The organism is Streptomyces sp. NPDC029836 (assembly GCF_055574495.1).
Map to the genome: position 1 here is coordinate 1,004,722 of NZ_JBVHZI010000001.1, position 23,333 is coordinate 1,028,054.

Sequence of the window (23,333 nt, forward strand, 5' to 3'; positions counted from 1 at the left end):
CTCCGCCGCCTTCGGGGGAAGTTCCGACCCTGCGGCCGGAGGGCGGTGCCCACGCTGTCCGCAATCCCCGGGCCCGTCAACGTGCCCGAAATCCCATTGGCCGACGGGACGCGCTTCCCTTGTGCCGCCGGATAACCGACGCGTCACCCCGGGTCCCCGTACCGGACGGCGCCCACCTGGACTGATGCGCTTTAGTCCTGATCCTTTCCGGCGCGGCACGATGCGATTTCCGAGGCGAATTGCGGGCGCGGTTTGACCTCTTGTCGCCGGTCCGGAAGCAGTCGCACTCGCGCGGTTTATCGGTTGCGCCCGCACAGCCGCCGCCCGGGGCCGACGCGACGTGGCTACTTCATGCGGTAGGCGGCCTTGTCGGCGAGTTTGCCGTCCTTGAAGCACAGGCGCAGTACGTCGGAGCTGCTGTTGTCGGTGCTGGAGAGGTACCAGGCACAGGTGCCGCCGACGGGTTCGGCCGGGCCGCCGTCCTTGAGGGCGTCCTTGACGAAGCTGTCGCCCGACGGGAGCTTGGCGCGGACCTCGGTCTCGGGATCGCCGATCCGCACGGCCTCGTAGACCTTCGGGTCGAGCAGGGTCTTGTCGGCGACGTCGAGGAGCTTCCCCGCGCCGAAGAGGACCGCGACGACGAGGCCGACGCCCACCACCAACGCCACGCCGCAACCGATCAGACAACCCTTGCGCTGAGCCACGCCCGTTCCTCCGAGTCCGCCGTGCCCGGTGCCCTTCACCGTGACGTGACGACCTTCGCAGTGGGCGCCTTCGGCGTGCCGTCCCCGAAAGTCTCGGGCTGCCGCAACGATCGTCGTTCGTCGCCGCCGTTCGCGGTCGCGCCCCCGGGGGCGTGTATACAGGAGGAGAAGGACGATCCGGACGAAACGAGAGGAACCCCTGTGAGTGAGCCCGTCGAGCCCCTGATCGTCGTCGGTGTGGACGGTTCGAACCATTCGAAGGAAGCGTTGCGCTGGGGCGTCGCCCAGGCCAAGGCCACCGGGGGCCGCGTACACGCCGTCATGAGCTGGGACTGGAACACCAATCCGTTCGCCGTGGGCACCGCCGAGCAGGCCGACCTGGTGCACGCCGAGGACGCGGCGCGGCAGAAGCTGTCGGACACCGTCGCCGAGGCCGTCGGCACCTCGCCCGGCGTACCGGTGTTCCGCCGGGTCGAGCGGGGCGCGCCGGCCCAGGTCCTGGTGGAGGCCTCGCGGGAGGCGGAACTGACGGTGGTGGGCACGCGCGGGTACGGCGGGATCAAGGGCGCGCTGCTGGGGTCGGTGAGCCAGCAGGTGGTCCAGTACGCGGCCTGCAGTGTCGTCGTGGTCCGTCACCAGGACTGACGGCCCGTGGGGGCCGCTTACGCGTCCCCGGGTACGGGAGCCGTCAGGTCGGCGGGGTCGGTGTTGGCCCCGCACAGGACGACGGCGACCCGCTTGCCCGGCAACCGGCGTGCGGAGCGCAGCGCGGCGAGGGCGGTGGCGGCGCCGGCCTCGACCACGATCCGGTGCTCCTCCCACAGTTCCCGTCGGGCCGCGATGATCTGCGCGTCGGTGACGAGCACCGAGTCGACGTCGCCGCGTTGCGCGGCGGCCAGCGCGTCGGCGGAAACCCGGGTGGCGCCGAGGGAGTCGGCGGCCACAGACTCGACGGGGACGTCGACGGGGCGGCCCGCCTCCAGGGCGGCGTTCAGGGCCCGGCAGTTCTCGGGTTCGGCGGCGGTGACGTGGACGCCGTGCTCGCGCGCGGCCGTGGCGATGCCCGCGAAGAGTCCGCCACCGCCGACCGCGACGACGACCGCGTCCAATCCGGGCAGGGCGTCGCGGATCTCCTCCAGCAGGGTTCCGGCGCCGGCGGCGATCAGGGGATGGTCGTAGGCGTGGCCGGCCAGCGCCCCGTGAGCGGCCGCGAACTCCTGGCTGGCGGCGAGCGCTTCGGAGTACCGGTCGCCGACGAGGCGCACGTCGGCGCCGTAACCGCGCAGCCGCGCCACCTTGACGGGTCGGGCGTTGGCCGGCAGGAACACGGTCGCGGGCACGCCGTGGGCGCGGGCCGCCCAGGCGCAGGCGATGCCGGCGTTGCCGCCGGAGGCCATCGTCACGCCGGCGGCGGGCAGGGTCCCGGCGGCGCGGTGCGCGGCGAAGAAGTTGTGGGCGCCGCGGGCCTTGAAGGAACCGGTGTGCTGGAGGTATTCCAGCGCGTACCGGACGCCTTCGGCGGCGGGCACGACGGCTACGGGCCGGACGACGCCTGCCAGTCGCTCCGCGGCGGCGCGGACGGCGGCGTGGTCGAGCTGCGTTTCCATGGCTGACTGCCTTTCTGGTGACGGGATTCGGGGAGCGGGGGCCGACCGCCCCCGGCGAGCCGATGCGGTCGGGCCCCAGCGGCCGATGCGGTCGGCTCTCAGCGAGCCGATGCGGTCGGCGCGGCCGCCGCGATGAGTTGGCGCAGGGCGCCGTAGTAGACCTCGTGGTCGGTCAGCGGGGGCAGTACGTCGGCCGTCGCGCCCGCCAGCACGGGGAACTCGGCCGGATCCAGCGCGGCCAGCGCGGCCCGGGAGGCCGCGACGGCGGCGGCCGGATCGCGGTGGTCCACGAAGGCGGCGCTGCCCAGCGTGAGCAGGTACATGCGGCGGTAGACGGTCATCGCCTCGGCGGGACTCATCCCGGTGGCGACGTTGTCGGCAAGAGCGGGCTCGACGAGCCGGGCCAGCAGGTGCCGGCCGAGCCAGGGGCGGCCACCGCGCAGGACCAGCAGCCCGGGGTGCGCGGTCAGCAGCCGGTACAGGGCGCCGAAGCGCAGCTCGGTGGCCTCGGCCCAGCCGGTGCCGGCGGGGACGTCGGGGAGTTGGGCGGCCAGGTGCTCGGTGCAGAGGTCCAGCAGGCCGGCGAGGTCGACGCAGCGGCGCTGGACGGTGGCGTGGGAGACGTCGAGCCGGCCGGCGAGGGCGCGGAAGCTCAGCTGCCCGGGGCCTTCCTCATCGAGGATCCGCAGGGCGGCCACGGCGATGGCGTCGGGGGTCGCGCGGTCGAGGGAGGCTGATCTTCTCGGCATGAGATACACCGTATCAGCCACCGACACATACGGCGTATCACCACGTTCGCGTGATGCTCACTACGGCCATATTGCTGGTCATCACGCCATATCCCGTCACTTGTGTTGACAGCGGGTAGTCACATCGCTGCACTGGGCCCACGACTGCCCGTCGGTACCTCCCCCACGTCAAGGAGACCCCGTGCCGCCTCGCCTGCGTGCGTCGCTCCCCTGCCTGACAGCGGCCGCCCTGCTCGCCCTGTGCCTGTGCCCCGCCCCGGCCTCCGCCTCACCGGCCGCTCCCGCCCCGGCGGACCCCACCGCGACCTCGGACACCCCGCTGGCGCTCACCCCGCCCATGGGATGGAACAACTGGGCGCACCACATGTGCGACATCGACGAGGCCACCGTCGTCGCGAACGCCGACGCGCTCGTATCGACCGGACTCGCCGCCAAGGGGTACGACACCGTCACCATCGACGACTGCTGGATGCTCAAGAGCCGTGACGCGGACGGCGATCTGGTCGTCGACACGGAGAAGTTCCCGCACGGCATGCTCTGGTTGGGCGAGTACCTGCACGCCAAGGGGCTCAAGTTCGGGATCTACGAGGACGCCGGCTACCTGACGTGCGAGAAGTACCCGGGAAGCGGCGCCCCGAACGGCGGCGGCGAGGACAACTACGCGCGCGACGCCCGGCTGTTCGCGTCGTGGAACGTGGACTACGTGAAGATGGACGGCTGCAACCTGTGGGTGCCGCCGGGCAGGACCAAGGAGGAGGCCTACCGGGACGCGTACCACGCCGTCGCGAAGGCGCTGCGCGACACCGGCCGGCCCATGGTGCTCTCGGCCTCCGCGCCCGCCTACTTCCAGCAGGGCGAATGGGGCGGCTCCGACTGGCACAAGGTGCTCGACTGGGTCGGCGGGACCGGGCAGTTGTGGCGTGAGGGCCGCGACATCAAGGTCTACAACCCGGCCGCTCCCGACACCTCGCGGTGGAGTTCGGTCCTCGGCAACTACGGCTACAACCGCTGGCTCGGCCGGTACGCGGGCCCCGGCAACTGGAACGACCCCGACTTCCTGATCGCGGGGGCCCCCGGGCTGACCGAGGCGGAGAGCCGCAGCCAGGTCGGGCTGTGGGCCATGATGGCGGCCCCCTTCATCCTGTCCTCCGAGGTCGCGGAGCTCACCCCGGCCGGGCTGGCCGCGCTCGGCAACACCGATCTGATCGCCCTGGACCAGGACCGGCTCGGCCGGCAGGGCGCGGTGGTCTCCTCCAACGCCACCTTCGAGGTGCTGGCCCGGCCGCTGGCGAACGGCGACCGCGCGGTGGCGGTGCTCAACCGCTCCGCCGCCGATCGGGACATCTCCGTACCGCTGGCCGACGTCGGTCTGCACGCCTGCACGGTGGACGCGAAGAACCTGTGGGACGGGAAGAGCACCGAGGTCTCGACCTCGCTGACCGGCCGGCTCGCCGCGCACGACACCGTCGTCTGGCGGCTCACCCCGCGCGGCTGCGGCGACGCCGTACCGACCGGCCAGGTCGTCGGTACCGGTTCCAAGTGCGTCGACGGGGCCAACACCACCGGTGTCGGCGCGCTCGTCCTGGCCGGTTGCACCGCCGGCGCCGACCAGCGCTGGACCCTCGGGGAGCAGGGTCGGCTGCTGCTGGCCGGGGAGTGCCTGGCGGCCGACGGGGACGGCCTCGTCGAGCTGGCCGGCTGCGGGAACGGGCCGCAGCCGGAGCAGCGCTGGAACCACCGGCGCGACGGGGCGCTGGTCCACGGAGCGAGCGGGCTGTGCCTGACCGCGCCGCCGACCGCGACGACCCCCGACGCACCGGCCGAGCGGCTGCGGCTGGCCGACTGCGGCGACCACCGGCCCGATCAGGCCTGGTCGCTGCCCGTCTGAGGGTCGGGGGCCGGCCATCGGGTCCCACCGGCCGCGCTCCGGCCCGTACACGACGCGCCGTCCTCCGGCCCGCCAGTCGGGGCGTGATCACCCTGCCGGGGGAATCACGCTCCCCGTGCGGGGGAGCCGTGAGCGAACGGCCGGCCGTGCGGCGGGGCACTGGGTTCACTGGCCCGGCCATGTGAGGGGCGGGTAGCGGAGCGATCCGGTGCCCGCCCCTTTGCGACGTCAACGGGCCGCGAGGCCGACCGGCCGACAGGAGCGCACCGACGTGACCGACGTGCCAGAGGTGTCCGGGACCGGCCCGGAGCAGTCCGGGGCGAGCCGGCCGCCGGCCCGGATGGGCGATCTGTGGGACCGGCACGCCGACGGCGTGGTGGAATTGCGCAAGCGGCGGCCGTCGGGCCTGGCGGACGACCCCGCCGGGGCCAATCCGGCGGCCCACCGGCTCCGAATCGCCGTCGAGACCTGTGGATGCGAGGCAATGGGTGCGGATCCCGGAGGATCGGTCGGTGAATGACGCGACACGGGCCGGCGAAGGCCTCGCCGTGCTGCTCGGCCGGGTCGCCGAGGGCGACGAGACGGCCTTCGGCTCGGTGTACGAAGCGGTGTGCGGGCGGGTGCTGGGCGTGACGCTCGCGGTCCTGCGCGACCGGGCCCAGGCCGAGGAGGTGACCCAGGAGGTGTTCGTCGAGGTGTGGCGCACCGCCGGCCGCTACCGGAGCGACCGGGGCAGCGTACGGACCTGGGTGCTGACGATGGCCCACCGCCGGGCGGTGGACCGGGTGCGGTCGGCCCAGGCGTCGACCGACCGGGAACGACGGGCCGCCCGGCTGGACTCGGCGCTGCCCGAGTTCGACGAGGTCAGCGAGGCGGCGCTGGAGCGCGACGAGGCGGCGCGGGTGCGCCGCTGCCTGGGCTCGCTGACCGGGATCCAACGCCAGTCGGTGACACTGGCCTACTACCGGGGCCTGACCTGCCGCGAGGTGTCCGAGGCGCTGTCCGTGCCGCTGGGCACCGTCAAGACCCGTCTGCGGGACGGCCTGCTGCGGCTGCGTGACTGTCTCGGGGTGAGCGGCTGATGAGTACGGAAAGCGTGCACGAGGCGACGGGCGCCTACGTCCTGGACGCCCTGCCACCGGCCGAGCGCGCCGCGTTCGAGGCGCACCTGGCGACCTGCCCGGACTGCGCCCGGGAGGTACGGGAATTCGCGGCGACGGCGGCGCTGCTCGGCGCGGCCGTGGCGGTGGAGCCGCCGCCCGGGCTGCGGGACGAGGTGCTGCGCCGGATCCGGGAGGCGCCGGCCGGCGCCGACGAGACCCCGGCTTCGAGGCCGGCGGCGGCCCGGCACGCGGCCCGGGCCGGTCGGCCGTGGGCGCGGTACGCCCTCGCGGCGTGCGTGGCGGCGGCCGTCGGACTCGGCGGGGTCGCGATCGGGCAGTTCCAGGAGGCCGAGGGCGCCCGCCAGGACGCGCGGCGGGCCGAGGCCCGGGCGACGTCGCTGACACAGGTGCTGTCGGCCCCCGACGCCCGGCTGACGAGCGGCCGGATCGCGGACGGCGGGACGGGCACGGTGGTGGTCTCCCGGGACCGGAACCGGGCCGTGTTCGTGCCCTCCGGGATGACGGCCCCACCGCCGGGGCGGGTGTACCAGTTGTGGTACGCCGACCCCGGCAAGGGCATGCGCCCGGCGGGGCTGATGGACCCGGCCCGTCCCGACGCCCCGGCGCCGCTGGTGGGCCCGGTGGGCGGAGCGACCGGGATCGGCGTCACGGTGGAGCCGGCGGGCGGCTCGCCCGCGCCGACGTCGGACCCCTTGGTGGTGCTGGCCTTCCCGGCGGCGTAGACCCCGTGGGCCCGCGCCCACGGGTCTACCCGATGGCCGTACCGGCCCCGTCGCGAGGGCCTTGAGACGGCCTACGCCCGGGAGAGGCGGACCGGGAGGGCCTCTACGCCGTTGCCGATGAAGCTGCGTTGGCGCGGGAGGTCGGCCTCCGGAACGGCGAGGTCGAGGTCGGGGAAGCGGGCGAAGAGCCGTTCCAGGGCGATGCCGGCCTCCAGTCGGGCGAGCGGGGCTCCCACGCAGTAGTGGGCGCCGTGCCCGAAGGCGAGGTGGCGGCCGGCGCCGGGGCGGGTCACGTCGAAGCGGTCGGCGTCCGGGCCGTGGAAGGACGCGTCCCGTCCCGCGGCCGTGTACCCGGCGAGGACGGGGGTGCCCCGCGGGATCACCGTGCCGTCGATGCTCAGGTCGCGGGCCGGGTAGCGGAACGGGAACCAGCTGACCGGGGAGTCCCAGCGCAGGGTCTCGTCCACGACGTCCGACCAACCGGCCTTGCCGTCCTGTCCGGCCAGGACGACGGCGAGCTGGTCGCGGTGCGTGCACAGGGCGCGGACGGCGTTGCTGATCAGGTTGAGCGTGGTCTCGTGTCCGGCGACGAGCACCAGGCGCAGGGTGCCGATGAGTTCGGCCTCGCTGAGCCGGTCGCCGTCCGCGTCGCGCGCGGCGATCAGGGCGCTGGTGAGGTCCTCTCCCGGGTCCCGGCGTCGGGTGGCGGCGATGGTGCCCATCAGCTCGACGAGTTCGCGTACGGCGGCCGTCTTCTGCGCCGGGGTGCTGACGGTCGAGACGATCACCGTGTGGGACAGCCGGTGCAGAGGGTCCCGGTGCTCCGGGTCCACTCCGAGCAGCTCGCAGATGACGCCCATCGGGAGCGGCAGCGCGAAGTGGGTGAGCAGGTCGGTGACGCCGTCGGGCGAGGCGTCGGCGGCCCGGCCGAGGTCGTCGAGCAGGGTGTCGGTCAGTTCCTCGACGCGCGGGCGCAGGCGTTCCACCTGGCGGGCGGTGAAGGCGTTGCCGACGAGGGCGCGCAGGCGGCGGTGGTCGGCGCCGTCGGCGGTGTGCATGCCCTGGGCGTCGGCGAAGACCCGCAGCGGCCAGTCGGCGGGGACGGTGCCGTCGCGCAGTCCGGGAAAGTGCCGGGAGTCCTTGGCCGTGTCCGGGTGGGCGAGGAACTCCTTGAGGGCCTCGTGCCCGAGGACGATCGCGCCGGGCACCCCGCCCGGCAGGACGACCTCGGCGACGGCGCCCCGGCCGCGCAGCCGGGCGTTGAGGGCGTGCGGGCATCCTCCGGCCGGATCGATGACGTACGGGGCTTCGACGGCGGTCGGCTCGGGCTGCACGGGCGGTACGGACGGCTGGGGTAACGACACGCCGGCTCTCCTGACCTGGTGGAAGCAGTCCGGTCAACAGTGGGGCCTGCGGCGCGTGTTGTACAAGACCTGCCGCCACGGGCGCGACGTAGGGTCGGGCCATGTCCGAATCCGAGCGGAACCTGCAAGGCAAGGTCGCCCTGGTGGCGGGCGCGACGCGGGGTGCGGGCCGGGGCATCGCCGTCCAACTGGGTGCGTGCGGCGCCACCGTGTACGTGTCGGGGCGCAGCAGCGCGGCCGGCCGGTCCGAGTACGACCGGCCGGAGACGATCGAGGAGACGGCCGCGCTGGTCACGGCGGCCGGTGGGCGGGGTGTCGCGGTGGTCGCCGACCATCTGGTGCCCGCGCAGGTGGAGGCGCTCGTCGCACGCATCGACGCCGAGCAGGGACGCCTCGACGTGTTGGTGAACGACATCTGGGGCGGTGAGCGGCTCTTCGAGTGGGACAGCACCGTCTGGGAGCACGATCTGGACAACGGGTTGCGGCTGCTACGGCTCGCGGTGGACACCCATGCCATCACCAGCCACTACGCGGTGCCGCTGCTGCTGCGCGCTCCGGGCGGGCTGGTCGTGGAGATGACCGACGGCACCGTCGACTACAACACGGACCGCTATCGGGTGTCGTTCTTCTACGACATCGCCAAGTCGGCGGTGCTGCGGATGGCGTTCGCGCTCGGGCACGAGCTGGGGCCCCGGGGTGCGACCGCGGTGGCGCTGACCCCGGGTTGGTTGCGTTCGGAGATGATGTTGGAGGCCTTCGGTGTGAGCGAGGCGAACTGGCGCGACGCGCTGGAGAGGGTGCCGCACTTCGCGATCTCCGAGACCCCCTCCTACGTCGGCCGGGCGGTCGCGGCGCTGGCCGCCGACCCCGAGGTGTCCCGTTGGAACGGGCGTTCGCTGTCCAGCGGCGGGCTCGCCGGGGTGTACGGCTTCACGGACCTGGACGGCAGCCGGCCGGACGCCTGGCGGTACATGGTCGAGGTGCAGGACCCGGGCCGACCGGCGGACGCGACCGGATACCGCTGACCGGGCCTCGGGAGACCCCGCGCCGGCCGCCGGTGCCGGTGGCGCGGTTCACGGGGTGTCCGTGCCGATCCGGCGGGCGAGTCCGTCGAGGAGGCAGCGCAGGCCGAAGTCCCATACGGCCTCCGGGTCGAAGGCGCCGACGGCCGCCCCGACCCGGCCGGCGAGCGGGTAGCGCTCCGGGTCCATGGCCCGCTCCAGCAGGGGCCCGACCAGCGCCCACCACTCGTCGTCGCCGCGGTGCCGCTGGTGCTCGGCGACATCGGCGGCGGCCAGGGCGTTGGCCTGGACGAAGCCCAGGAGGTGGGTGAGCGCGGCGTCCATCTCGGTGTCCGTGAGGCCGATGCCGTCGAAGGCGGCGAGCTCGTGCTCGTACTTGCCGATCACCCCGGGGCCCAGCGGCGGGCGGGTGCCGGCCAGGTCCGCGATCCACGGGTGGCGTACGAGCAGGTCCCGGTTGTCGTGGGCGATCCGGGTGACCCTCTGCCGCCATGGCTCCTGCCCGGCCGGTTCCCGGCGGTGCATGTGCCGGTAGGCCTGGTCCAGCATCAGGTCGAGCAGTTCGGCCTTGCCGGGTACGTACGTGTACACGCTCATCGGGGTGACGCCGAGGCGTTGGGCGAGGGCGCGCATGGTCAGCGCGGCAGCCCCCGCTTCGTCGGCGAGGGCGAGGGCGGCCGCGACGACGGCGTCCACGGTGCGCCCCTGGCGCGGACCCCGGCGCCCGCCGGCGGGCCCCTGTCCGGGCTCGCGCCACAGGAGTTCCAGCGTGCGGACGGGGTCGCCCGCGCCGCTGCGTTCCTTCGCCATCTCCGGCCCTTCCGCCCCGCTCGTCAATTAGATACACCGTACAGAGTACGGCGTATAGAGTAACTCGGAGACGACACCGACACCCAGGGGGAACACGCGTGAATCCGGCCCGCCCCGCAGACGGCCACCAGGACATCCAGGTCCGCGGAGCCCGTGAGAACAACCTCGCGGACATCTCCTTGGACATCCCCAAGCGCAGACTGACCGTCTTCACCGGCGTGTCCGGCTCGGGCAAGTCCTCGCTCGTGTTCGGCACCATCGCCGCCGAGTCGCAGCGCATGATCAACGAGACGTACACCGCCTTCATCCAGTCCTTCATGGCGAGCCCGAGCCGCCCCGACGTGGACGCGCTGCACAACCTGAGCGCCGCCATCGTCGTGGACCAGGAGCGGATGGGAACCGGATCGCGCTCGACGGTGGGCACCGCCACCGACGCCTCCACGATGCTGCGGATCATCTTCTCCCGGCTGGGCGTGCCGCACGTCGGGACCTCTTCCGCCTTCAGCTTCAACACCCCGGACGGCATGTGCCCGCGCTGCGAGGGGATGGGCCAGGTCTCCGATGTCGACGTCGACCAGCTCGTCGATCGCGAACTCTCCCTGAACGAGGGCGCGATCACGGCCCCCGGGTTCGCCGTCGACTCCTGGTACTGGCAGATCATGGCCAACTCCGGGTTCTACTCCCCCGACACCAAGCTCAAGGACTTCACCGAGCAGGAGTGGGCCGACTTCCTGCACAAGCCAGCGGTGAAGGTGAAGGTCGGGTCGAACAACTTCACCTACGAGGGGTTGATCACGAAGATCGACCGGACCGTCCTCGGCAAGGACCGCGAGTCGATGCAGTCCCACATCCGGGCGTTCGTGGACCGGGCCGTGGTCTTCGCCGACTGCCCGGACTGCGGCGGCACCCGGCTGGCGGCGGCCGCACTGTCCTCGCGCATCGACGGGCTGAACATCGCGGAGTGCTCGGCGATGCAGATCAGCGACCTGGCCGCGGTCATCGCCAGGATCGACGACCCCGGCGTGGCGCCGATGCTGACGGGCCTGCGCGAGCTGCTGCACTCCCTCATCGAGATCGGCCTGGGCTACCTGAGCCTGGACCGGCCGTCCGGCACGCTCTCGGGCGGCGAGGCGCAGCGGGTGAAGATGGTGCGCCACCTCGGGTCCTCGTTGACGGACATCACGTACGTCTTCGACGAGCCGAGCACCGGCTTGCACCCGCACGACATCCGGCGGATGAACGACCTGCTGGTGCGGCTGCGCGACAAGGGCAACACGGTGCTGGTCGTGGAGCACAAGCCGGAGGTCATCGCGATCGCCGACCACGTCGTCGACCTCGGTCCGGGCGCGGGCACCGGGGGCGGACGGCTCTGCTACGCGGGCGACGTGGCGGGGCTGCGCACCTCCGACACGCTCACCGGCCGGCACCTGGGCCACCGGGCGCGGCTGCGCGATACGGTCCGTACGCCGCGCGGGCACCTGTCGATCAAGGACGCGAACCTGCACAACCTCAAGGACGTCGACGTGGAGGTGCCCCTCGGGGTGCTGGCCGTGGTGACGGGGGTGGCGGGCTCCGGGAAGAGTTCGCTGATCCACGGCTACCTCGCGGGGCGGGAGGGGGTGGTGGTGGCCGACCAGTCACCGATCCGCGGTTCGCGGCGCTCCAACCCGGCCACGTACACCGGTCTCCTCAACCCGATCCGGGCCGCCTTCGCCAAGGCCAACGGGGTCAAGGCCGCGCTGTTCAGCGCCAATTCGGAAGGCGCCTGCCCGAAGTGCAACGGCCTGGGGCTGGTGTACACCGACCTGGCGATGATGGGCGCGGTGGCCTCGGTCTGCGAGCAGTGCGAGGGGCGGCGGTTCACGCCCGAGGTGCTCACGTACCGGCTGAACGGGAAGAACATCAGCGAGGTCCTCGACATGCCGGTGGCGGAGGCCCACGCGTTCTTCACCACCGGACAGGCGCGGACCGTCCTGGGCCGACTGGCGGACGTGGGGCTGGGCTACGTACGGCTCGGTCAGCCGCTGAGCACGCTCTCGGGCGGTGAGCGGCAACGGCTCAAGCTGGCCATCAGCATGGCGGAGAAGTCCTCGACGTACATCCTGGACGAGCCGACGACCGGCCTGCACCTCGCCGACGTGGACAAGCTGCTCGCCCTGCTCGACCGGCTGGTCGACGACGGGAACTCGGTCATCGTGATCGAGCACCACCAGGCGGTGATGGCCCACGCCGACTGGCTGATCGACATCGGTCCGGGTGGGGGCCACGACGGGGGCCGGGTGGTCTTCGAGGGAACTCCGGCCCAACTGGTGGCGGAGGCTGACACTTTGACGGCCCGTCACCTACGGGAGTACGTCGGGGGCTGAGGGACGCGCGGGCGGGCCGCGCGCCCGCCCGCGCACCACCTGCGTACACCGTGCGCATGCCGTTAGGGTGGGGGCATGTCCTCACCCGACCAGCAGAGCCCCGCCCCCGCCGTACCGTCCGTCTGGACCAGGCCCCGCCGACGGAAGGAACAGCCGGCGCTCAGCCAGGAGCAGATCGTCTCGGCGGCCGTGCGCCTGCTCGACGCCCAGGGCATCGAGGCGCTGAGCATGCGCAGGCTCGGGACGGAGATGGGGACGGCGGCCACCTCGCTCTACCGGCACGTCGCCAACAAGGACGAGCTGATCGAACTCGTCGTGGACGAGGTGTACGGCGAACTGGAACTGCCGGAGGCCGGCGGCCCGGAGGGCTGGCGCACCGCCCTGTCCCACAGCGGCCACAGCCTGCGCGCCATGATCCTGCGCCACCCGTGGGTGGCCTCGGTCCTCGGACAGGTGGGCCTGGCCCACCTCGGCCCGAACCTGATGCGCATGTCGGAGCGGATGCTGGAGCTGACCCTGGGCGCCGGATTCCCGCCCGGTGAGGCGGACCTCGCGATCAAGGCGGTCATCTCGTACGTCAGCGGCGCCACGACCAGCGAGGCCTCCTACCTCTCCCTGCTCGCCCGCAGCGGACGCGACGAAGCGGAGTGGCTGCACTCCCTGGTGCCGGCGGACCGGAGCGCGCTCGCCGAACACCCGCTGACGCGGGGCCACACCGCGATCCGGCACGAGGACCCGGCGCGCGTGCGCGAGGAGACCTTCGACTACGGACTCCAGCGGGTCCTGGACGGCCTGGCGACCCGGATCGCGCGCGGCTGACGCCGACCCGCCGACACCCCTACGGGAAGATCGGCCCGCCCGCGCCCTCGGCCGGGTCGAAGAACCGCTCCACCTGAGCCGGTCGGACCTGCGCCAGGGCGGGCGGCGACCAGCGCGGCATCCGGTCCTTGTCGATGACCTGGGCGCGGATGCCCTCCACCAGGTCCGGAGAGGCCAGCGCGGCGCCGGAGACCCGGTACTCCTGCTCCAACACCGCTTCCAGGGAGCCGAGTTCACGGGCGCGCCGCAGCGCGGCCAGCGTCACCTTGAGGGCGGTGGGCGACTTGGTCCGCAGCACCTCGGAGGCCTCGCGGGCCGCGGCGAGGCCGCTGCCGAGCAGCCGGGAGTGGATCTCCTCGACGGTGTCGGCGGCGTAGCAGCGGTCGATCCACTCCCGCTCGGCGGCGAGTTCGCCCCCGGGCACGGTGCCCCCCTCGTACGGGCCCAGGATCTCCCGCGCGGGGGCGCCGGTGAGGCCGTGGGTGAGTTCGTCCAGGTGGGCGGAGGGCACGTAGTGGTCGGCGAGCCCGCACAGCAGGGCGTCCGCGGCGCCCACGGCGGTGCCGGTGAGCGCGAGGTGGGTGCCGAGTTCTCCCGGAGCCCTCGACAGGAGGTAGGTGCCGCCGACGTCGGGCACGAAGCCGATGCCGGTCTCGGGCATCGCGACGCGCGAGCGTTCGGTGACGATCCGGACGCTGCCGTGGGCGGAGATCCCGACACCGCCGCCCATGACGATGCCGTCCATGTAGGCCACGTACGGCTTCGGATAGCGGGCGATGCGCGCGTTCAGCCGGTACTCGTCGCGCCAGAAGTCCAACGAGGCCTTGCCGCCGGTGGACGCGTCGGCGTGGATGGCCCGGATGTCACCGCCCGCGCACAGGCCCCGTTCGCCGGCACCGCGGACCAGGACCTGCCGGACGAGGGGATCGTGCTCCCACGCCGCGAGGGCCTCGGTGACGGCCAGCACCATGGAGTGGGTGAGGGCGTTGAGGGCGGCGGGGCGGTTGAGGGTGACCACCCCCGTACAGCCACGGACCTCGGTCAGAACAGTGTCTTTGTCGGCATTCACACCGGTCAGTATGTAGCTTCTGTACCGGTGCGCAAGATCGTTCTTTTGTCCCCGGTGTCCCCCGGAGGCCAGTTCGCTCGGCCCGATCGGGAATTCCGGCCGGCGCCCGTCGGAGCGGTTCGGGGCCGACACCGCGCCGGACCCGCCGCGGGCCACGGGGTGATCGCGCGGCGGTCGCCTCACGCACCCGCTGATGACGGACGTCCGGGCGGTCCCGGACGCGAGCGGCGGACACCCGGTTCGACACGGTCGCGGCGGTCGCCTGGTTCGCCCGGATCCGGCCGGACGCGCACCGACCCGCCGGCTCCCACGCGCCCGCTCGATTCCACCCGCACTCCACCGGCGTACGAGAAACCGTGCCCGGTCAGGAGCCTGGGGCCGGGGCGCCGAGGCCCTCCGGGGGGCAGGGCACCTCCAGCCAGACACACTTGCCGGACGCGCCCGGGCGGGAACCCCAGGAGCGGGTCAGTCGGTCCACGATGAGCAACCCGTGCCCGCCGGGCCGGCCCGGATCCGCCGAGGCGGCGGGCGCGGCCACCGGCGGATGCGGATTCGCGTCCGTCACCTCTATCCGCAGGCGCTCGTCCGTGCAGTCCAGTACGAGGGCGCCGGGGCCTCCGCCGTGCAGACAGGCGTTGGCCACCACCTCCGACACCAGGAGCAGTACGTCCTCGACGGCGTCGCGCACGGCCGGCCGCTCGGTCGGCAGCCAGTGCCACGCGGTCAGCGCCCGGTGGGCGAAGTCACGGCTGCGGGAGACCGGGTCGGGGAGACCGTCGAGGACCAGGAGCCAGTTCCGGTCCCTCGGCGCCGGCTGCTGCTCCATGACCCTCCGATCCCTGCTGCCGTTGCGTACCCGCCCGCGCGGGCCGGAGCTCGCCCGGCCGCGCCGTCATGTCGAAGGCTGCTCCAGCGCCCGCGTCACGTCCGCGTGGACCGGGAACACCCCGTCCGCGCCGGTGATGCGGAACATGCGGGCGACCGGTCCGCCGAGGCCGGCGAGTTCCAGCGTGCCGCCCGCCTCCTGCACCGTGATGCGGCTGTGCAGCAACGCGTTCAGTCCGGTGGAGTCGCAGAATTCCAGTCCCGCCATGTCGACGAGCAGCCTCCCGCCGCTCGCCGCCGCCGTTTCGAGCGCGTCCTTCAGCGGCGCCGCCGTGTCGTGGTCCAGCTCCCCGGCGAGTGTGAGGACGACCGCACCGTCCACCGCCCGTACCGCGACGGTGAAGCGTCCGTTGTCCGTTCCCAGCACCATCCGGCATCACCTTTTTTCGTCCTGCTCGTGCTGCGCATGCCCGCGTCACCGCGGGATATGCGCGCTTTCCGGCCACCTGCGGCCCCCGGCCCGCCGGTCCACGCGCCACCGGGCGGTTCCGCCACGCCCGCGACGGTACCGCCCCACCGCAGGTGAACGACACACCCCCGACAGGAGGACGCGCCGCGCGCCGTCACCCACTCGGGCTCGGACCGCTCCGTGACGGCTGGGAGCCCCGCGGTTGCCGGTAGCCGTCCCTGAGTGCGGTGACGGTTCGCAGGCCGTTCGCGCCCCGTTCCGGGATAGCCATTGGCTATCGCGATGGCCCTCGGATTTAGCGGTCAGTTGACATTCGGTCGGGATTCGGCCACCGTGAGAACCCGCCGATGGCTGTTGGCTCACTGGACGCACGGGGGTCATCCGGTCGGTTGCCGGTCGCGACGAGGGTCGACCCGCCTTCGGGGGCGCGCGGCCGGGAGGTCGGGACGGGAGCCACCCGTCCGACCCGACGGACATCGGGGAACGGGGGAAACGGGGGCGGGAGATACCCGCCCGGTTTGACGGGGGATGCAAACCGGGCGGGAGTTCTCAACTCGCCTTGCGGAGCCTACTGTAGGCGGCCGCGACTTTCGTGAGCCAGGCGACTTCCGCCCGGAAGTTGTCCGTGTCGCGGTCCTCGAAATCGCCCGCGCCCTTGTGGTCGTGCGGGATGCCGCCGGTCCGCTTGGCGTGCAGCGCCTGCCGGATCCGCGCCGCTTCGGTGAACGCCTGCCGGGACTCCGTACCCGCCTCCTCGCCGGCCTTCGAGCCCGTCGGGGTGCTCCCTGCGGTGGTGACCGTGGTGCGTTCGATGTACGGGCGCAGGTCGCGCCACCCGTCCCGTATCTCCACCACCCGACGGTGGAGCCGGTAGTCGAGGTCGCGGACCGAGGTGCCCGGCGGCTCCAGGGCGATGTCGGGGAAGGACTCGTACAGGTCCCGCCAGAGCGGGGCCAGGGCGCGGTACGCGCGGTAGGTGCGGGTCCAGTCGAGGAACCTGCCGGCCGCCGGCGTCCAGAGGGACGTGGTCAGGCTGAGCGAGATGGCGACGATGCCGAACGCGTCGAGGACGGAGGCGAGGGCTTCCCGCCACGGCCCGATCTCCATGCCGGCCGCGGTGCCGAGGACGTTGGCCATCCGCACCAGCCCGTACACGAGCAGGACGACCGCGCCGAGGAACATCATCCGCAGGCCCTGCCGCAGCGGCGCGTTGTCGGTCATCCGCGCGTAGGGGCCGCACCGCCGGACGATCGTGACGCAGGGCACCGCCTGCGAGGCGATGAAGGCCAGCAGGTACGTGAGCAGCAGCGGGTCCCCGCTGCCGTCGAACTCCGTCCCGCACCGGGCGGGTCCGTCGGCCAGGAAGAAGAGGACCGTCAGGAGCACGTCGAGGAGGAGCCCGGTGGCCACCCAGAACCGGGTCTTGCGGGCCGCCTCCGCGCCTTCGGCCGCCCAGCGCAGGAAGATGACCTGCGCGCTGACGCAGAAGGCGACCGCCGCCAGGTGCATGGCCAGGATCGCGAGGTTGTCCACGCCCAGGAAGCTCTCGCCGCGCATGGCGACGGCGCCCATGGTGAAGGTGAGGCACTGGAAGAACAGGGTCGTGATCAGCGCCCGGTAGGAGCCGTCGCGCCAACTGCGCCGCCCCTGCCCGAGCCGGTAGGCGAGCGCGACGTAGGACGAGAGCGCCGCGATGACGAAGCACAGGGTCCTGATGGTGTTCACGGTGATGCTTTCCTACCGGTGCCGCGGGTGCCGCGAACGGTTCAGCCGGCCTGTCCGGCCGGGGGCCGACGCGCCGCGTTCATGCGGAACCGTACCCGCCGACCTTTTCGGCCCCCGCACCGGGCGAGCCGTGCGGACGTCGCGAAGCTGGATGTCCGGACCGATCTGCGTTCCCGCCGCCTGCACGGCGGTGGCGAGCGGGGAGACGTCCTGGCCAACGGAACTGGTGGCCAGGGGTGAGGGTCTTGCCCGAGGCGCCGGCCTCCTTGATGAGGGCCTTGACCTTCTCACTGTCCTGCCCGATGGGCGGCAGGCCGCCGAAGGCGGTCTTCCGGGTCCGCTCGGGGACCGCGGCCCGAGCGGCGCGGCTGGTCAGGGAGTCGGTGACCGTACCGGCGCCGCCCAGTCCCGCCTTGCCGAACCCGGAGAAGACCCACGGCGGCCGACGCGCCGGCCGCCGGCGGCGATCCCCCCGCGCCCTGAGTCAGCCGACGAGTTCGGGCCGCTGCTCGCGCCGCTGCTCGGGCAGGCGTACGGGAGCCGGCGCCGCGGCCGCTTCCCGGTCCCACCGGCGGGTGGTCCGTACGTAGGCGAGGACCACCGAGGCGGTCGCCAGGACCAGCAGCGGACCGAACAGCCAGGGGGTCCCGGCCATCTCGACCGGCAGGTAGCGGTACGAGGTCAGCATCGCGACGAACACCACGGTTCCGTGGACGACCACCAGGCTCGCCGACCGGTCCCAGCCGCGCGCCTGGGCGCGCAGCGCCGCCTCGATCGTGAGCGTGAACACGATGCCGGAGATGATGTCGGCGCCGTAGTGGTAGCCGAAGCCGAGCGTCGCGCCGAGGGTGGCGATCAGCCAGAAGGTGCCCAGGTAGCGCAGGGCGCGCGGACCCTTGCGGGAATGGACGAAGATCGCGGTGGCCCACGCGGTGTGCAGACTGGGCATGCAGTTGCGCGGGGTGAACTCGTCGAACGGCATCGGGACCGGCAGACCGAGCTGCGGAACGCTGTGGGGCCACAGCTCGGCCAACGCCCACTGCCCGCCCTCGGCGCCGTAGGCGTAGATCGGGCCGACGACCGGGAAGATCATGTAGATGCCGGGTCCGAGCAGGCCGATGACCAGGAACGTGCGCACCAGGTGGTGGCCGGGGAAACGGCGCTCGGTCGCGACGTTGCGCAGTTGGTACAGCGCGACGAGGACCGCGCCCACCGCGAGCTGGATGTAGACCCATTCGAGGACGTTGGCGCCGATCGCTCCGGTCGCCTCGACGATCCGTCCCACCACCCACGAGGGGTTGCCCAGCGCGTGGTCGGCGGTCGCCACGTACTGGTCGAGCACCATCGGCCGGGTCTTGGAGGTGATCAGCAGCCAGGTGTAGCCGGTCTTGCGGCCGGTCACGAGCAGCAGGGCCAGTCCGACGCCCTGGAGGAGCAGGAGGCGTTCGCGGCCGGTGCGGCGGGTGAGGGCGATGACGCCGCAGGCGAGCGTCACCCACAGCGCGCCGCTGCCGAACATCGTGGGGGCGCCGATGATCCACCGCACGAGCCAGAACACGAGGTCGATGCCGATCGCGGCACCGACGGCGATGAACCGTTGCCGCCAGGTCAGCACCACCAGCATCAGTGTCATGCTGGCGTACAGCACGGTCCCCGACTGCGGGGCGAAGATCAACTCGCGCCACTGGACGGTGATCGGCCCGGGTTTGCCGTACCCGCGGGCGGCGATCTCCAGCGCGACGAGGAACCCGAGGCCCACCGCGGCGACGCCCGCCCAGAGCAGGACCCGCGGCCGACGCCACGCGGCGGAGTCGGTGCCGCCTTCTGTTCGCGCGAGAAGTCGCGACACCTTAGATATCAATTTCCAGCCGCTTTGTCCGATGTCAACATGTCTGTCGCCTACCGTTGGCTCGAACATGTTAACGGAGCGGCCGCGCTCCACCGATCACGGGTACGAAGAACAAAAAGGATCAACCGCCCGGACGGCCCGCCGAAAGGGGCCGTAACGCACGAAAGGCCGTCCTCTCGTGGTGAGAGAACGACCTCCGACGTGCTTCATGCACTGTCGGGACGACAGGATTTGAACCTGCGACCCCTTGACCCCCAGTCAAGTGCGCTACCAAGCTGCGCCACGTCCCGTTGTTTCCACTGCGACTTCCAGTTTCCACTGTGCCTTCCACCTGGGGTTTTCCCCTGTGCGGCGGGCACATGCAGAACATTACCCCACGCTGAGGGGTGTGCGCGCACGGGTAATCGGCGAGGGAGAGGATGGCCGGGTGAACGCAAGGGACCGGGATGGCGAGGGGCGCGCGCGCAGTGCGCGGCCGAGGGACGGGCTGGGGCGGCCGCTGCCCTACGGAGCGGCCGGGGTGGAGCGGCAACCGGAGGGGGTGGTGCGCTCCCCCGCGGCGACGGTGGCCGAGGCGCAGCGGCTGTTGGACGCCGGAATGCCGTTCCACGCGCACGAGGTGTTCGAGGACGCCTGGAAGTCGGGTCCCGCCGACGCGGCCCCGTTGTGGCGGGCGATGGCGCAGTTGGCGGTGGGACTGACGCACGCGGCCCGGGGCAACGCGCTCGGCGGGGCCAGGTTGCTGCGGCGGGGAGCGGCGTCCCTCGACGGGGTGACGCAGGAGTACGGGTTGGACCTGCCGGGGCTGGTCCGGTGGGCCGGGGAGCTGGCCCACCGGGTGGACGGCGGGGCCGTCGTGGACGCGGCGCGGGAGGCGCCGCGGCTACGCGGCGGCGGGCTGGATTAGGTCCCAGCGGTTGCCGTAGAGGTCCTCGAAGACCGCGACGGAGCCGTACGCCTCGTGCCGCGGCTCCTCCAGGAAGTGGACGCCCTCCGCGGTCATCCGGGCGTGGTCGCGCGCGAAGTCGTCGGTGTACAGGAAGAAGCCGACACGGCCGCCGGTCTGGTCCCCGACGCGGGAACGCTGCGCGTCGTCCTTGGCGCGGGCCAGCAGGAGCGCGCTCTCCTCGGCGCCCGGCGGGCGGACGACGACCCAGCGGGAGCCGTCGGGGCGCGCCGTGTCCTCGACCAGGTCGAAGCCGAGGGCTCGGGTGTAGAAGTCGATGGCCTCGTCGTAGTCGTGGACCACGAGGGCGGTGAGGGCGATGTGCGAGGGCATGGGCCCTATTGTGCGCCGAGGAGGACGACGTCCAGGGTGCGGGGGCCGTGCACGCCCTCCACCCGATCGAGTTCGATGTCACTGGTGGCGGAGGGGCCGGAGATCCAGGTCAGCGGTCGGGTGGGGTCGAGGAGTTCGAGGGCTCGGGGGACGGAGTCCACGACCTGGTCGGGGACGCGGACCACGCAGACGTGGTGGTCGGGGATCAGGCTGATGCGGCGCCGGCCCTGGTCGGGGCCGCCGTCGAGGACGATCGTGCCGGTCTCGGCGATGGCCAGGGCGCAGCCGGTGACGACGGCGTCGACGCGGTCCAGTTCCCGGGGCGTGGACCCGGCGCGGTCGGCGATCGGCTCCGGCCCGACGGGGAGCCAGTGCGGGGGCAGGGCCGGTGGTACGAGGACCGTACGGGCTCCGGCGAGGAGCCGGGTCAGCAGCGGCGGCAGGCCGGCCGCGTCGGCGCGGTGGACCGTCGCCCGGTACTCGGTGAGGTTCGCGGCGAGCAGGTCGGCGGATTCGGCGGGGGTGCGGATCCCGTGGGTGCGCAGGTAGTCCCGGGGGACGGTGGGGTCGGGGCCGGAGGCGGCCCGGCGGATGCGGGCGAGGATGCGGTCCTTGCTGCTCATGGCTTCGGGGCCTCCCGTTCGCGGGTCCACCAGTCGCGGAAGGACTCCGCGGGGACGTCGGGCAGTTCGCGGGTGTCGGTCCAGGCGCGGCCGGGTCCGGGGAGCCGGCGCGGGCGCAGCCGGCGGGCCCGGGACAGCAGCCGCTCCCCCGCGCGCAGGGCGCCGGGCCGGTCGAGGAGGAGGCGGGCGGCGCGCATCGCGGCCCGTTCGGCGGTGTGGCCGCGGACGGGGCGGATGCGTACCCGCACGCCGTCCCGGGTGACGGGGCCGCCCTGGACGACGCGTTCGCGGAGGTGGAGGAGGACCTCGGGGATGTCGATGGCGACGGGGCAGACCTCGTAGCAGGCGCCGCACAGGGTGGAGGCGTACGGCAGGCTGGCGTCGATGTCGCTGCCGGTGCCCCGCAGTTGGGGGCTGAGGATGGCGCCGATCGGGCCGGGGTATACGGAGCCGTAGGCGTGGCCGCCGGCGCGTTCGTAGACCGGGCAGACGTTGAGGCAGGCGGAGCAGCGGATGCAGCGCAGGGCCTGGCGGCCGGTTTCGTCGGCGAGGGTGTCGGTGCGGCCGTTGTCGAGGAGGACGAGGTGGAAGGTGGAGGGGCCGTCGCCGTCGGCTCCTTGCGAGGGCCCCGTGCCGGTCCACATGGTGGTGTACGGGTTCATGCGTTCGGCGGTGGAGGAACGCGGCAGGGTCTGGAGGAAGATCTCCAGGTCACGGAAGGTGGGGACGACCTTCTCGATGCCGACGACCGAGATGAGGGTGTCGGGGAGGGTGAGGCACATGCGGCCGTTGCCCTCCGATTCGAGGACGACCATCGTCCCGGTCTCGGCGACCATGAAGTTGGCCCCGGAGACCGCCACCTTGGCGCGCAGGAACTTCTCGCGCAGGTGCAGGCGGGCGGCTTCGGCGAGTTCGCGCGGGTCGTCGCCGAGGTCCTGCGGTGCCGGGCGTCCCCAACGGCCCATCTCGGTGCGGAAGATGTCGCGGATCTCGCCCCGGTTGCGGTGGATGGCGGGGACCAGGATGTGGGAGGGCCGGTCGTGGCCGAGCTGGACGATGAGTTCGGCGAGGTCCGTCTCGTAGGCGGCGATCCCGGCGGCTTCCAGCGCTTCGTTGAGGCCGATCTCCTGGGTGGCCATCGACTTGACCTTGACGACCTCGCGTTCGCCGGTGGCGAGGACGAGGTCGGTCACGATCCGGTTCGCCTCGTCGGCGTCGACCGCCCAGTGGACGGTGCCGCCGGCGGCGGTGACGGCGGCCTCCAGTTGCAGCAGGTACTGGTCGAGCCGGCGCAGGGTGTGGTCCTTGACGGCCTTCCCGGCGGCGCGCAGCCGGTCCCAATCGGGCAGTTCGGCGACGGCGCGGGCGCGTTTGTCGCGGATGGTGTGGGTGGCGTGCCGGAGGTTGCCGCGCAGCACCTCGTCCCGTACGGCCTCGCGGGCGGCCGTGGGGAAGGCGGGGAAGGGGGCGGGGGCGGGGGCTGGGAAGGCGGGCATGCCGAGGTGGGTGACCGGGGGGCGGGAGGCGGCGGGGCCGGTGGCGGCGGGGCGGGTCATCGCGGCGGTTCCTCCTCGGTCGAGGCCAGGATCTCGGCCAGGTGCAGGGCGCGCAGCGGGGCTCCGGCGCGGCGCAGGGTGCCGTCGAGGTGGGCGAGGCAGGAGTTGTCGGCGCCGCACAGCACCTCGGCCCCGGTGGCGCGGGCGTTGCGGATCTTGTCGGCGCCCATGGCGGCGGAGACGTCCGCGTTCTTGACGGCGAAGGTGCCGCCGAAGCCGCAGCATTCATCGGCTCCGGGCAGTTCGACGAGTTCCAGGCCCTTGACGGCGGCCAGCAGCCGGCGGGGGCGCTCGCCCAGGCCGAGGGTCCGCAGCCCGTGACAGGAGGGGTGATAGGTGACCTTGTGCGGGAAGTGGGCGCCGACGTCGATGACGCCGAGGACGTCCACCAGGAACTCGGTGGGTTCGTACACGTGCGGTACGAGGCCGGCGGCGAGTTCGGCCAACGCGCTCCCCCGGCCCTCCTGGGCCGCTTTGCGGCCGATGCGCGGGTAGTGCTCGCGGATCATCGCGGCGCAGGAACCGGAGGGGGTGACCACGTACTCGTAGCCGGCGAAGGCCTCGGCGGTGCGGCGCAGGAGCGGTTCGCTCTCCCGCCGGTAGCCGGTGTTGTACTGCGGTTGCCCGCAGCAGCTCTGGGCCGCGGGGAAGTCCACCTCGACGCCGAGACGCTCCAGGAGACGGACGACGGCGATGCCGGTCCGGGGGTACAGGGCGTCGTTGACGCAGGTGACGAACAGAGCGGCACGCATGACGGGCAGAA

The 23,333-nt window shown here is 72.9% G+C and carries 23 protein-coding genes and 1 tRNA gene; 9 read left to right on the forward strand and 15 right to left on the reverse strand.

Annotated features, from left to right (window positions below; translation table 11 throughout):
- Positions 1 to 344 precede the first annotated feature (344 nt).
- Positions 345 to 704, reverse strand: coding sequence for a hypothetical protein (locus ACZ4XJ_RS04620; protein WP_362875805.1), 360 nt, complete (start codon positions 702 to 704; stop codon positions 345 to 347).
- A 201-nt stretch (positions 705 to 905) separates the two neighbouring features.
- Between ACZ4XJ_RS04620 and ACZ4XJ_RS04625 the strand changes: the two genes are divergently transcribed.
- Positions 906 to 1,349 carry a universal stress protein gene (locus ACZ4XJ_RS04625; protein ID WP_362875804.1) on the forward strand — a complete coding sequence of 148 codons (444 nt, stop codon included), beginning with the start codon at positions 906 to 908 and terminating at the stop codon, positions 1,347 to 1,349.
- 17 nt (positions 1,350 to 1,366) lie between these two features.
- On the opposite strand, the gene ACZ4XJ_RS04630 is transcribed toward ACZ4XJ_RS04625, so the two are convergent.
- Together ACZ4XJ_RS04630 and ACZ4XJ_RS04635 are read right to left on the reverse strand one after the other, a co-directional pair.
- The gene (locus ACZ4XJ_RS04630) at positions 1,367 to 2,311 is read right to left on the reverse strand and encodes a serine/threonine dehydratase (protein WP_468495300.1); all 945 of its coding nucleotides are present in this window, start codon (positions 2,309 to 2,311) and stop codon (positions 1,367 to 1,369) included.
- 98 nt (positions 2,312 to 2,409) lie between these two features.
- On the reverse strand, positions 2,410 to 3,060 hold the full coding sequence (locus tag ACZ4XJ_RS04635) for a TetR/AcrR family transcriptional regulator (RefSeq protein ID WP_468495301.1): 651 nt from the start codon (positions 3,058 to 3,060) through the stop codon (positions 2,410 to 2,412).
- Positions 3,061 to 3,241: 181 nt separating this feature from the next.
- Between ACZ4XJ_RS04635 and ACZ4XJ_RS04640 the strand changes: the two genes are divergently transcribed.
- The 4 genes from ACZ4XJ_RS04640 (at position 3,242) to ACZ4XJ_RS04655 (ending at position 6,794) form a co-directional block, all read left to right on the forward strand.
- Positions 3,242 to 4,948: a ricin-type beta-trefoil lectin domain protein gene (locus ACZ4XJ_RS04640; protein ID WP_468495302.1), complete on the forward strand. Its 1,707-nt coding sequence runs from the start codon at positions 3,242 to 3,244 to the stop codon at positions 4,946 to 4,948.
- 271 nt (positions 4,949 to 5,219) lie between these two features.
- A complete protein-coding gene (locus tag ACZ4XJ_RS04645) occupies positions 5,220 to 5,468 on the forward strand; it encodes a hypothetical protein (RefSeq protein ID WP_468495303.1) in 249 nt (82 codons plus the stop codon).
- Entirely contained in the window at positions 5,461 to 6,030 is a 570-nt protein-coding gene (sigK, locus tag ACZ4XJ_RS04650; RefSeq protein WP_468495304.1) for an ECF RNA polymerase sigma factor SigK, read from the forward strand. The genes ACZ4XJ_RS04645 and sigK overlap by 8 nt, the downstream gene beginning before the upstream one ends.
- Positions 6,030 to 6,794, forward strand: coding sequence for an anti-sigma factor (locus ACZ4XJ_RS04655; protein WP_362875798.1), 765 nt, complete (start codon positions 6,030 to 6,032; stop codon positions 6,792 to 6,794). Before sigK ends, ACZ4XJ_RS04655 begins: the two co-directional genes overlap by 1 nt.
- A gap of 71 nt (positions 6,795 to 6,865) precedes the next feature.
- Here the strand turns inward: ACZ4XJ_RS04655 and ACZ4XJ_RS04660 are convergent, their stop codons facing one another.
- Entirely contained in the window at positions 6,866 to 8,158 is a 1,293-nt protein-coding gene (locus tag ACZ4XJ_RS04660) for a cytochrome P450 family protein (RefSeq protein ID WP_468495305.1), read from the reverse strand.
- A 101-nt stretch (positions 8,159 to 8,259) separates the two neighbouring features.
- Here ACZ4XJ_RS04660 and ACZ4XJ_RS04665 point away from each other — a divergent pair, with 101 nt between their 5' ends.
- Positions 8,260 to 9,183 carry an SDR family oxidoreductase gene (locus tag ACZ4XJ_RS04665; RefSeq protein WP_362875796.1) on the forward strand — a complete coding sequence of 308 codons (924 nt, stop codon included), beginning with the start codon at positions 8,260 to 8,262 and terminating at the stop codon, positions 9,181 to 9,183.
- A 48-nt stretch (positions 9,184 to 9,231) separates the two neighbouring features.
- Here the strand turns inward: ACZ4XJ_RS04665 and ACZ4XJ_RS04670 are convergent, their stop codons facing one another.
- Complete coding sequence (locus tag ACZ4XJ_RS04670; protein ID WP_468495306.1) at positions 9,232 to 9,990, reverse strand: TetR/AcrR family transcriptional regulator C-terminal domain-containing protein; 759 nt, start codon at positions 9,988 to 9,990, stop codon at positions 9,232 to 9,234.
- Between the two features lie 98 nt (positions 9,991 to 10,088).
- Here ACZ4XJ_RS04670 and ACZ4XJ_RS04675 point away from each other — a divergent pair, with 98 nt between their 5' ends.
- Both ACZ4XJ_RS04675 and ACZ4XJ_RS04680 read left to right on the forward strand, forming a co-directional pair.
- Positions 10,089 to 12,356 carry an ATP-binding cassette domain-containing protein gene (locus ACZ4XJ_RS04675; protein ID WP_468495307.1) on the forward strand — a complete coding sequence of 756 codons (2,268 nt, stop codon included), beginning with the start codon at positions 10,089 to 10,091 and terminating at the stop codon, positions 12,354 to 12,356.
- A 75-nt stretch (positions 12,357 to 12,431) separates the two neighbouring features.
- Positions 12,432 to 13,175 (forward strand): TetR/AcrR family transcriptional regulator, encoded by a 744-nt coding sequence (locus ACZ4XJ_RS04680; RefSeq protein WP_362875793.1) that lies wholly within the window; start codon positions 12,432 to 12,434, stop codon positions 13,173 to 13,175.
- 19 nt (positions 13,176 to 13,194) lie between these two features.
- Here ACZ4XJ_RS04680 and ACZ4XJ_RS04685 read toward each other — a convergent pair whose 3' ends face one another.
- From ACZ4XJ_RS04685 to ACZ4XJ_RS04710, 6 genes are all read right to left on the reverse strand, one after another.
- Positions 13,195 to 14,244: an enoyl-CoA hydratase/isomerase family protein gene (locus ACZ4XJ_RS04685; protein ID WP_468495308.1), complete on the reverse strand. Its 1,050-nt coding sequence runs from the start codon at positions 14,242 to 14,244 to the stop codon at positions 13,195 to 13,197.
- Between the two features lie 364 nt (positions 14,245 to 14,608).
- Positions 14,609 to 15,070, reverse strand: a complete 462-nt coding sequence (locus ACZ4XJ_RS04690) for an ATP-binding protein (RefSeq protein ID WP_362875791.1) — start codon at positions 15,068 to 15,070, stop codon at positions 14,609 to 14,611.
- Between the two features lie 66 nt (positions 15,071 to 15,136).
- Positions 15,137 to 15,499: an STAS domain-containing protein gene (locus tag ACZ4XJ_RS04695; protein ID WP_362875790.1), complete on the reverse strand. Its 363-nt coding sequence runs from the start codon at positions 15,497 to 15,499 to the stop codon at positions 15,137 to 15,139.
- 588 nt (positions 15,500 to 16,087) lie between these two features.
- Positions 16,088 to 17,263 (reverse strand): MAB_1171c family putative transporter, encoded by a 1,176-nt coding sequence (locus tag ACZ4XJ_RS04700; protein ID WP_468495309.1) that lies wholly within the window; start codon positions 17,261 to 17,263, stop codon positions 16,088 to 16,090.
- Positions 17,264 to 17,747: 484 nt separating this feature from the next.
- Complete coding sequence (locus ACZ4XJ_RS04705; RefSeq protein ID WP_468495457.1) at positions 17,748 to 19,046, reverse strand: phosphatase PAP2 family protein; 1,299 nt, start codon at positions 19,044 to 19,046, stop codon at positions 17,748 to 17,750.
- Between the two features lie 282 nt (positions 19,047 to 19,328).
- A tRNA-Pro gene (locus tag ACZ4XJ_RS04710) sits at positions 19,329 to 19,402 on the reverse strand.
- A 137-nt stretch (positions 19,403 to 19,539) separates the two neighbouring features.
- Between ACZ4XJ_RS04710 and ACZ4XJ_RS04715 the strand changes: the two genes are divergently transcribed.
- Positions 19,540 to 20,019, forward strand: coding sequence for a DUF309 domain-containing protein (locus tag ACZ4XJ_RS04715; protein ID WP_468495310.1), 480 nt, complete (start codon positions 19,540 to 19,542; stop codon positions 20,017 to 20,019).
- On the opposite strand, the gene ACZ4XJ_RS04720 is transcribed toward ACZ4XJ_RS04715, so the two are convergent.
- From ACZ4XJ_RS04720 to ACZ4XJ_RS04735, 4 genes are read right to left on the reverse strand one after another with little or no spacing between them, the layout of a single operon-like run.
- The gene (locus tag ACZ4XJ_RS04720) at positions 19,996 to 20,391 is read right to left on the reverse strand and encodes a VOC family protein (RefSeq protein ID WP_468495311.1); all 396 of its coding nucleotides are present in this window, start codon (positions 20,389 to 20,391) and stop codon (positions 19,996 to 19,998) included. The genes ACZ4XJ_RS04715 and ACZ4XJ_RS04720 overlap by 24 nt on opposite strands.
- 5 nt (positions 20,392 to 20,396) lie before the next feature.
- The gene (locus tag ACZ4XJ_RS04725; RefSeq protein WP_362875742.1) at positions 20,397 to 21,014 is read right to left on the reverse strand and encodes a LutC/YkgG family protein; all 618 of its coding nucleotides are present in this window, start codon (positions 21,012 to 21,014) and stop codon (positions 20,397 to 20,399) included.
- Positions 21,011 to 22,510, reverse strand: a complete 1,500-nt coding sequence (locus ACZ4XJ_RS04730) for a lactate utilization protein B (protein ID WP_468495458.1) — start codon at positions 22,508 to 22,510, stop codon at positions 21,011 to 21,013. Before ACZ4XJ_RS04730 ends, ACZ4XJ_RS04725 begins: the two co-directional genes overlap by 4 nt.
- Positions 22,511 to 22,566: 56 nt before the next feature.
- Positions 22,567 to 23,322, reverse strand: a complete 756-nt coding sequence (locus ACZ4XJ_RS04735) for a (Fe-S)-binding protein (protein WP_468495312.1) — start codon at positions 23,320 to 23,322, stop codon at positions 22,567 to 22,569.
- Positions 23,323 to 23,333 lie beyond the last annotated feature (11 nt).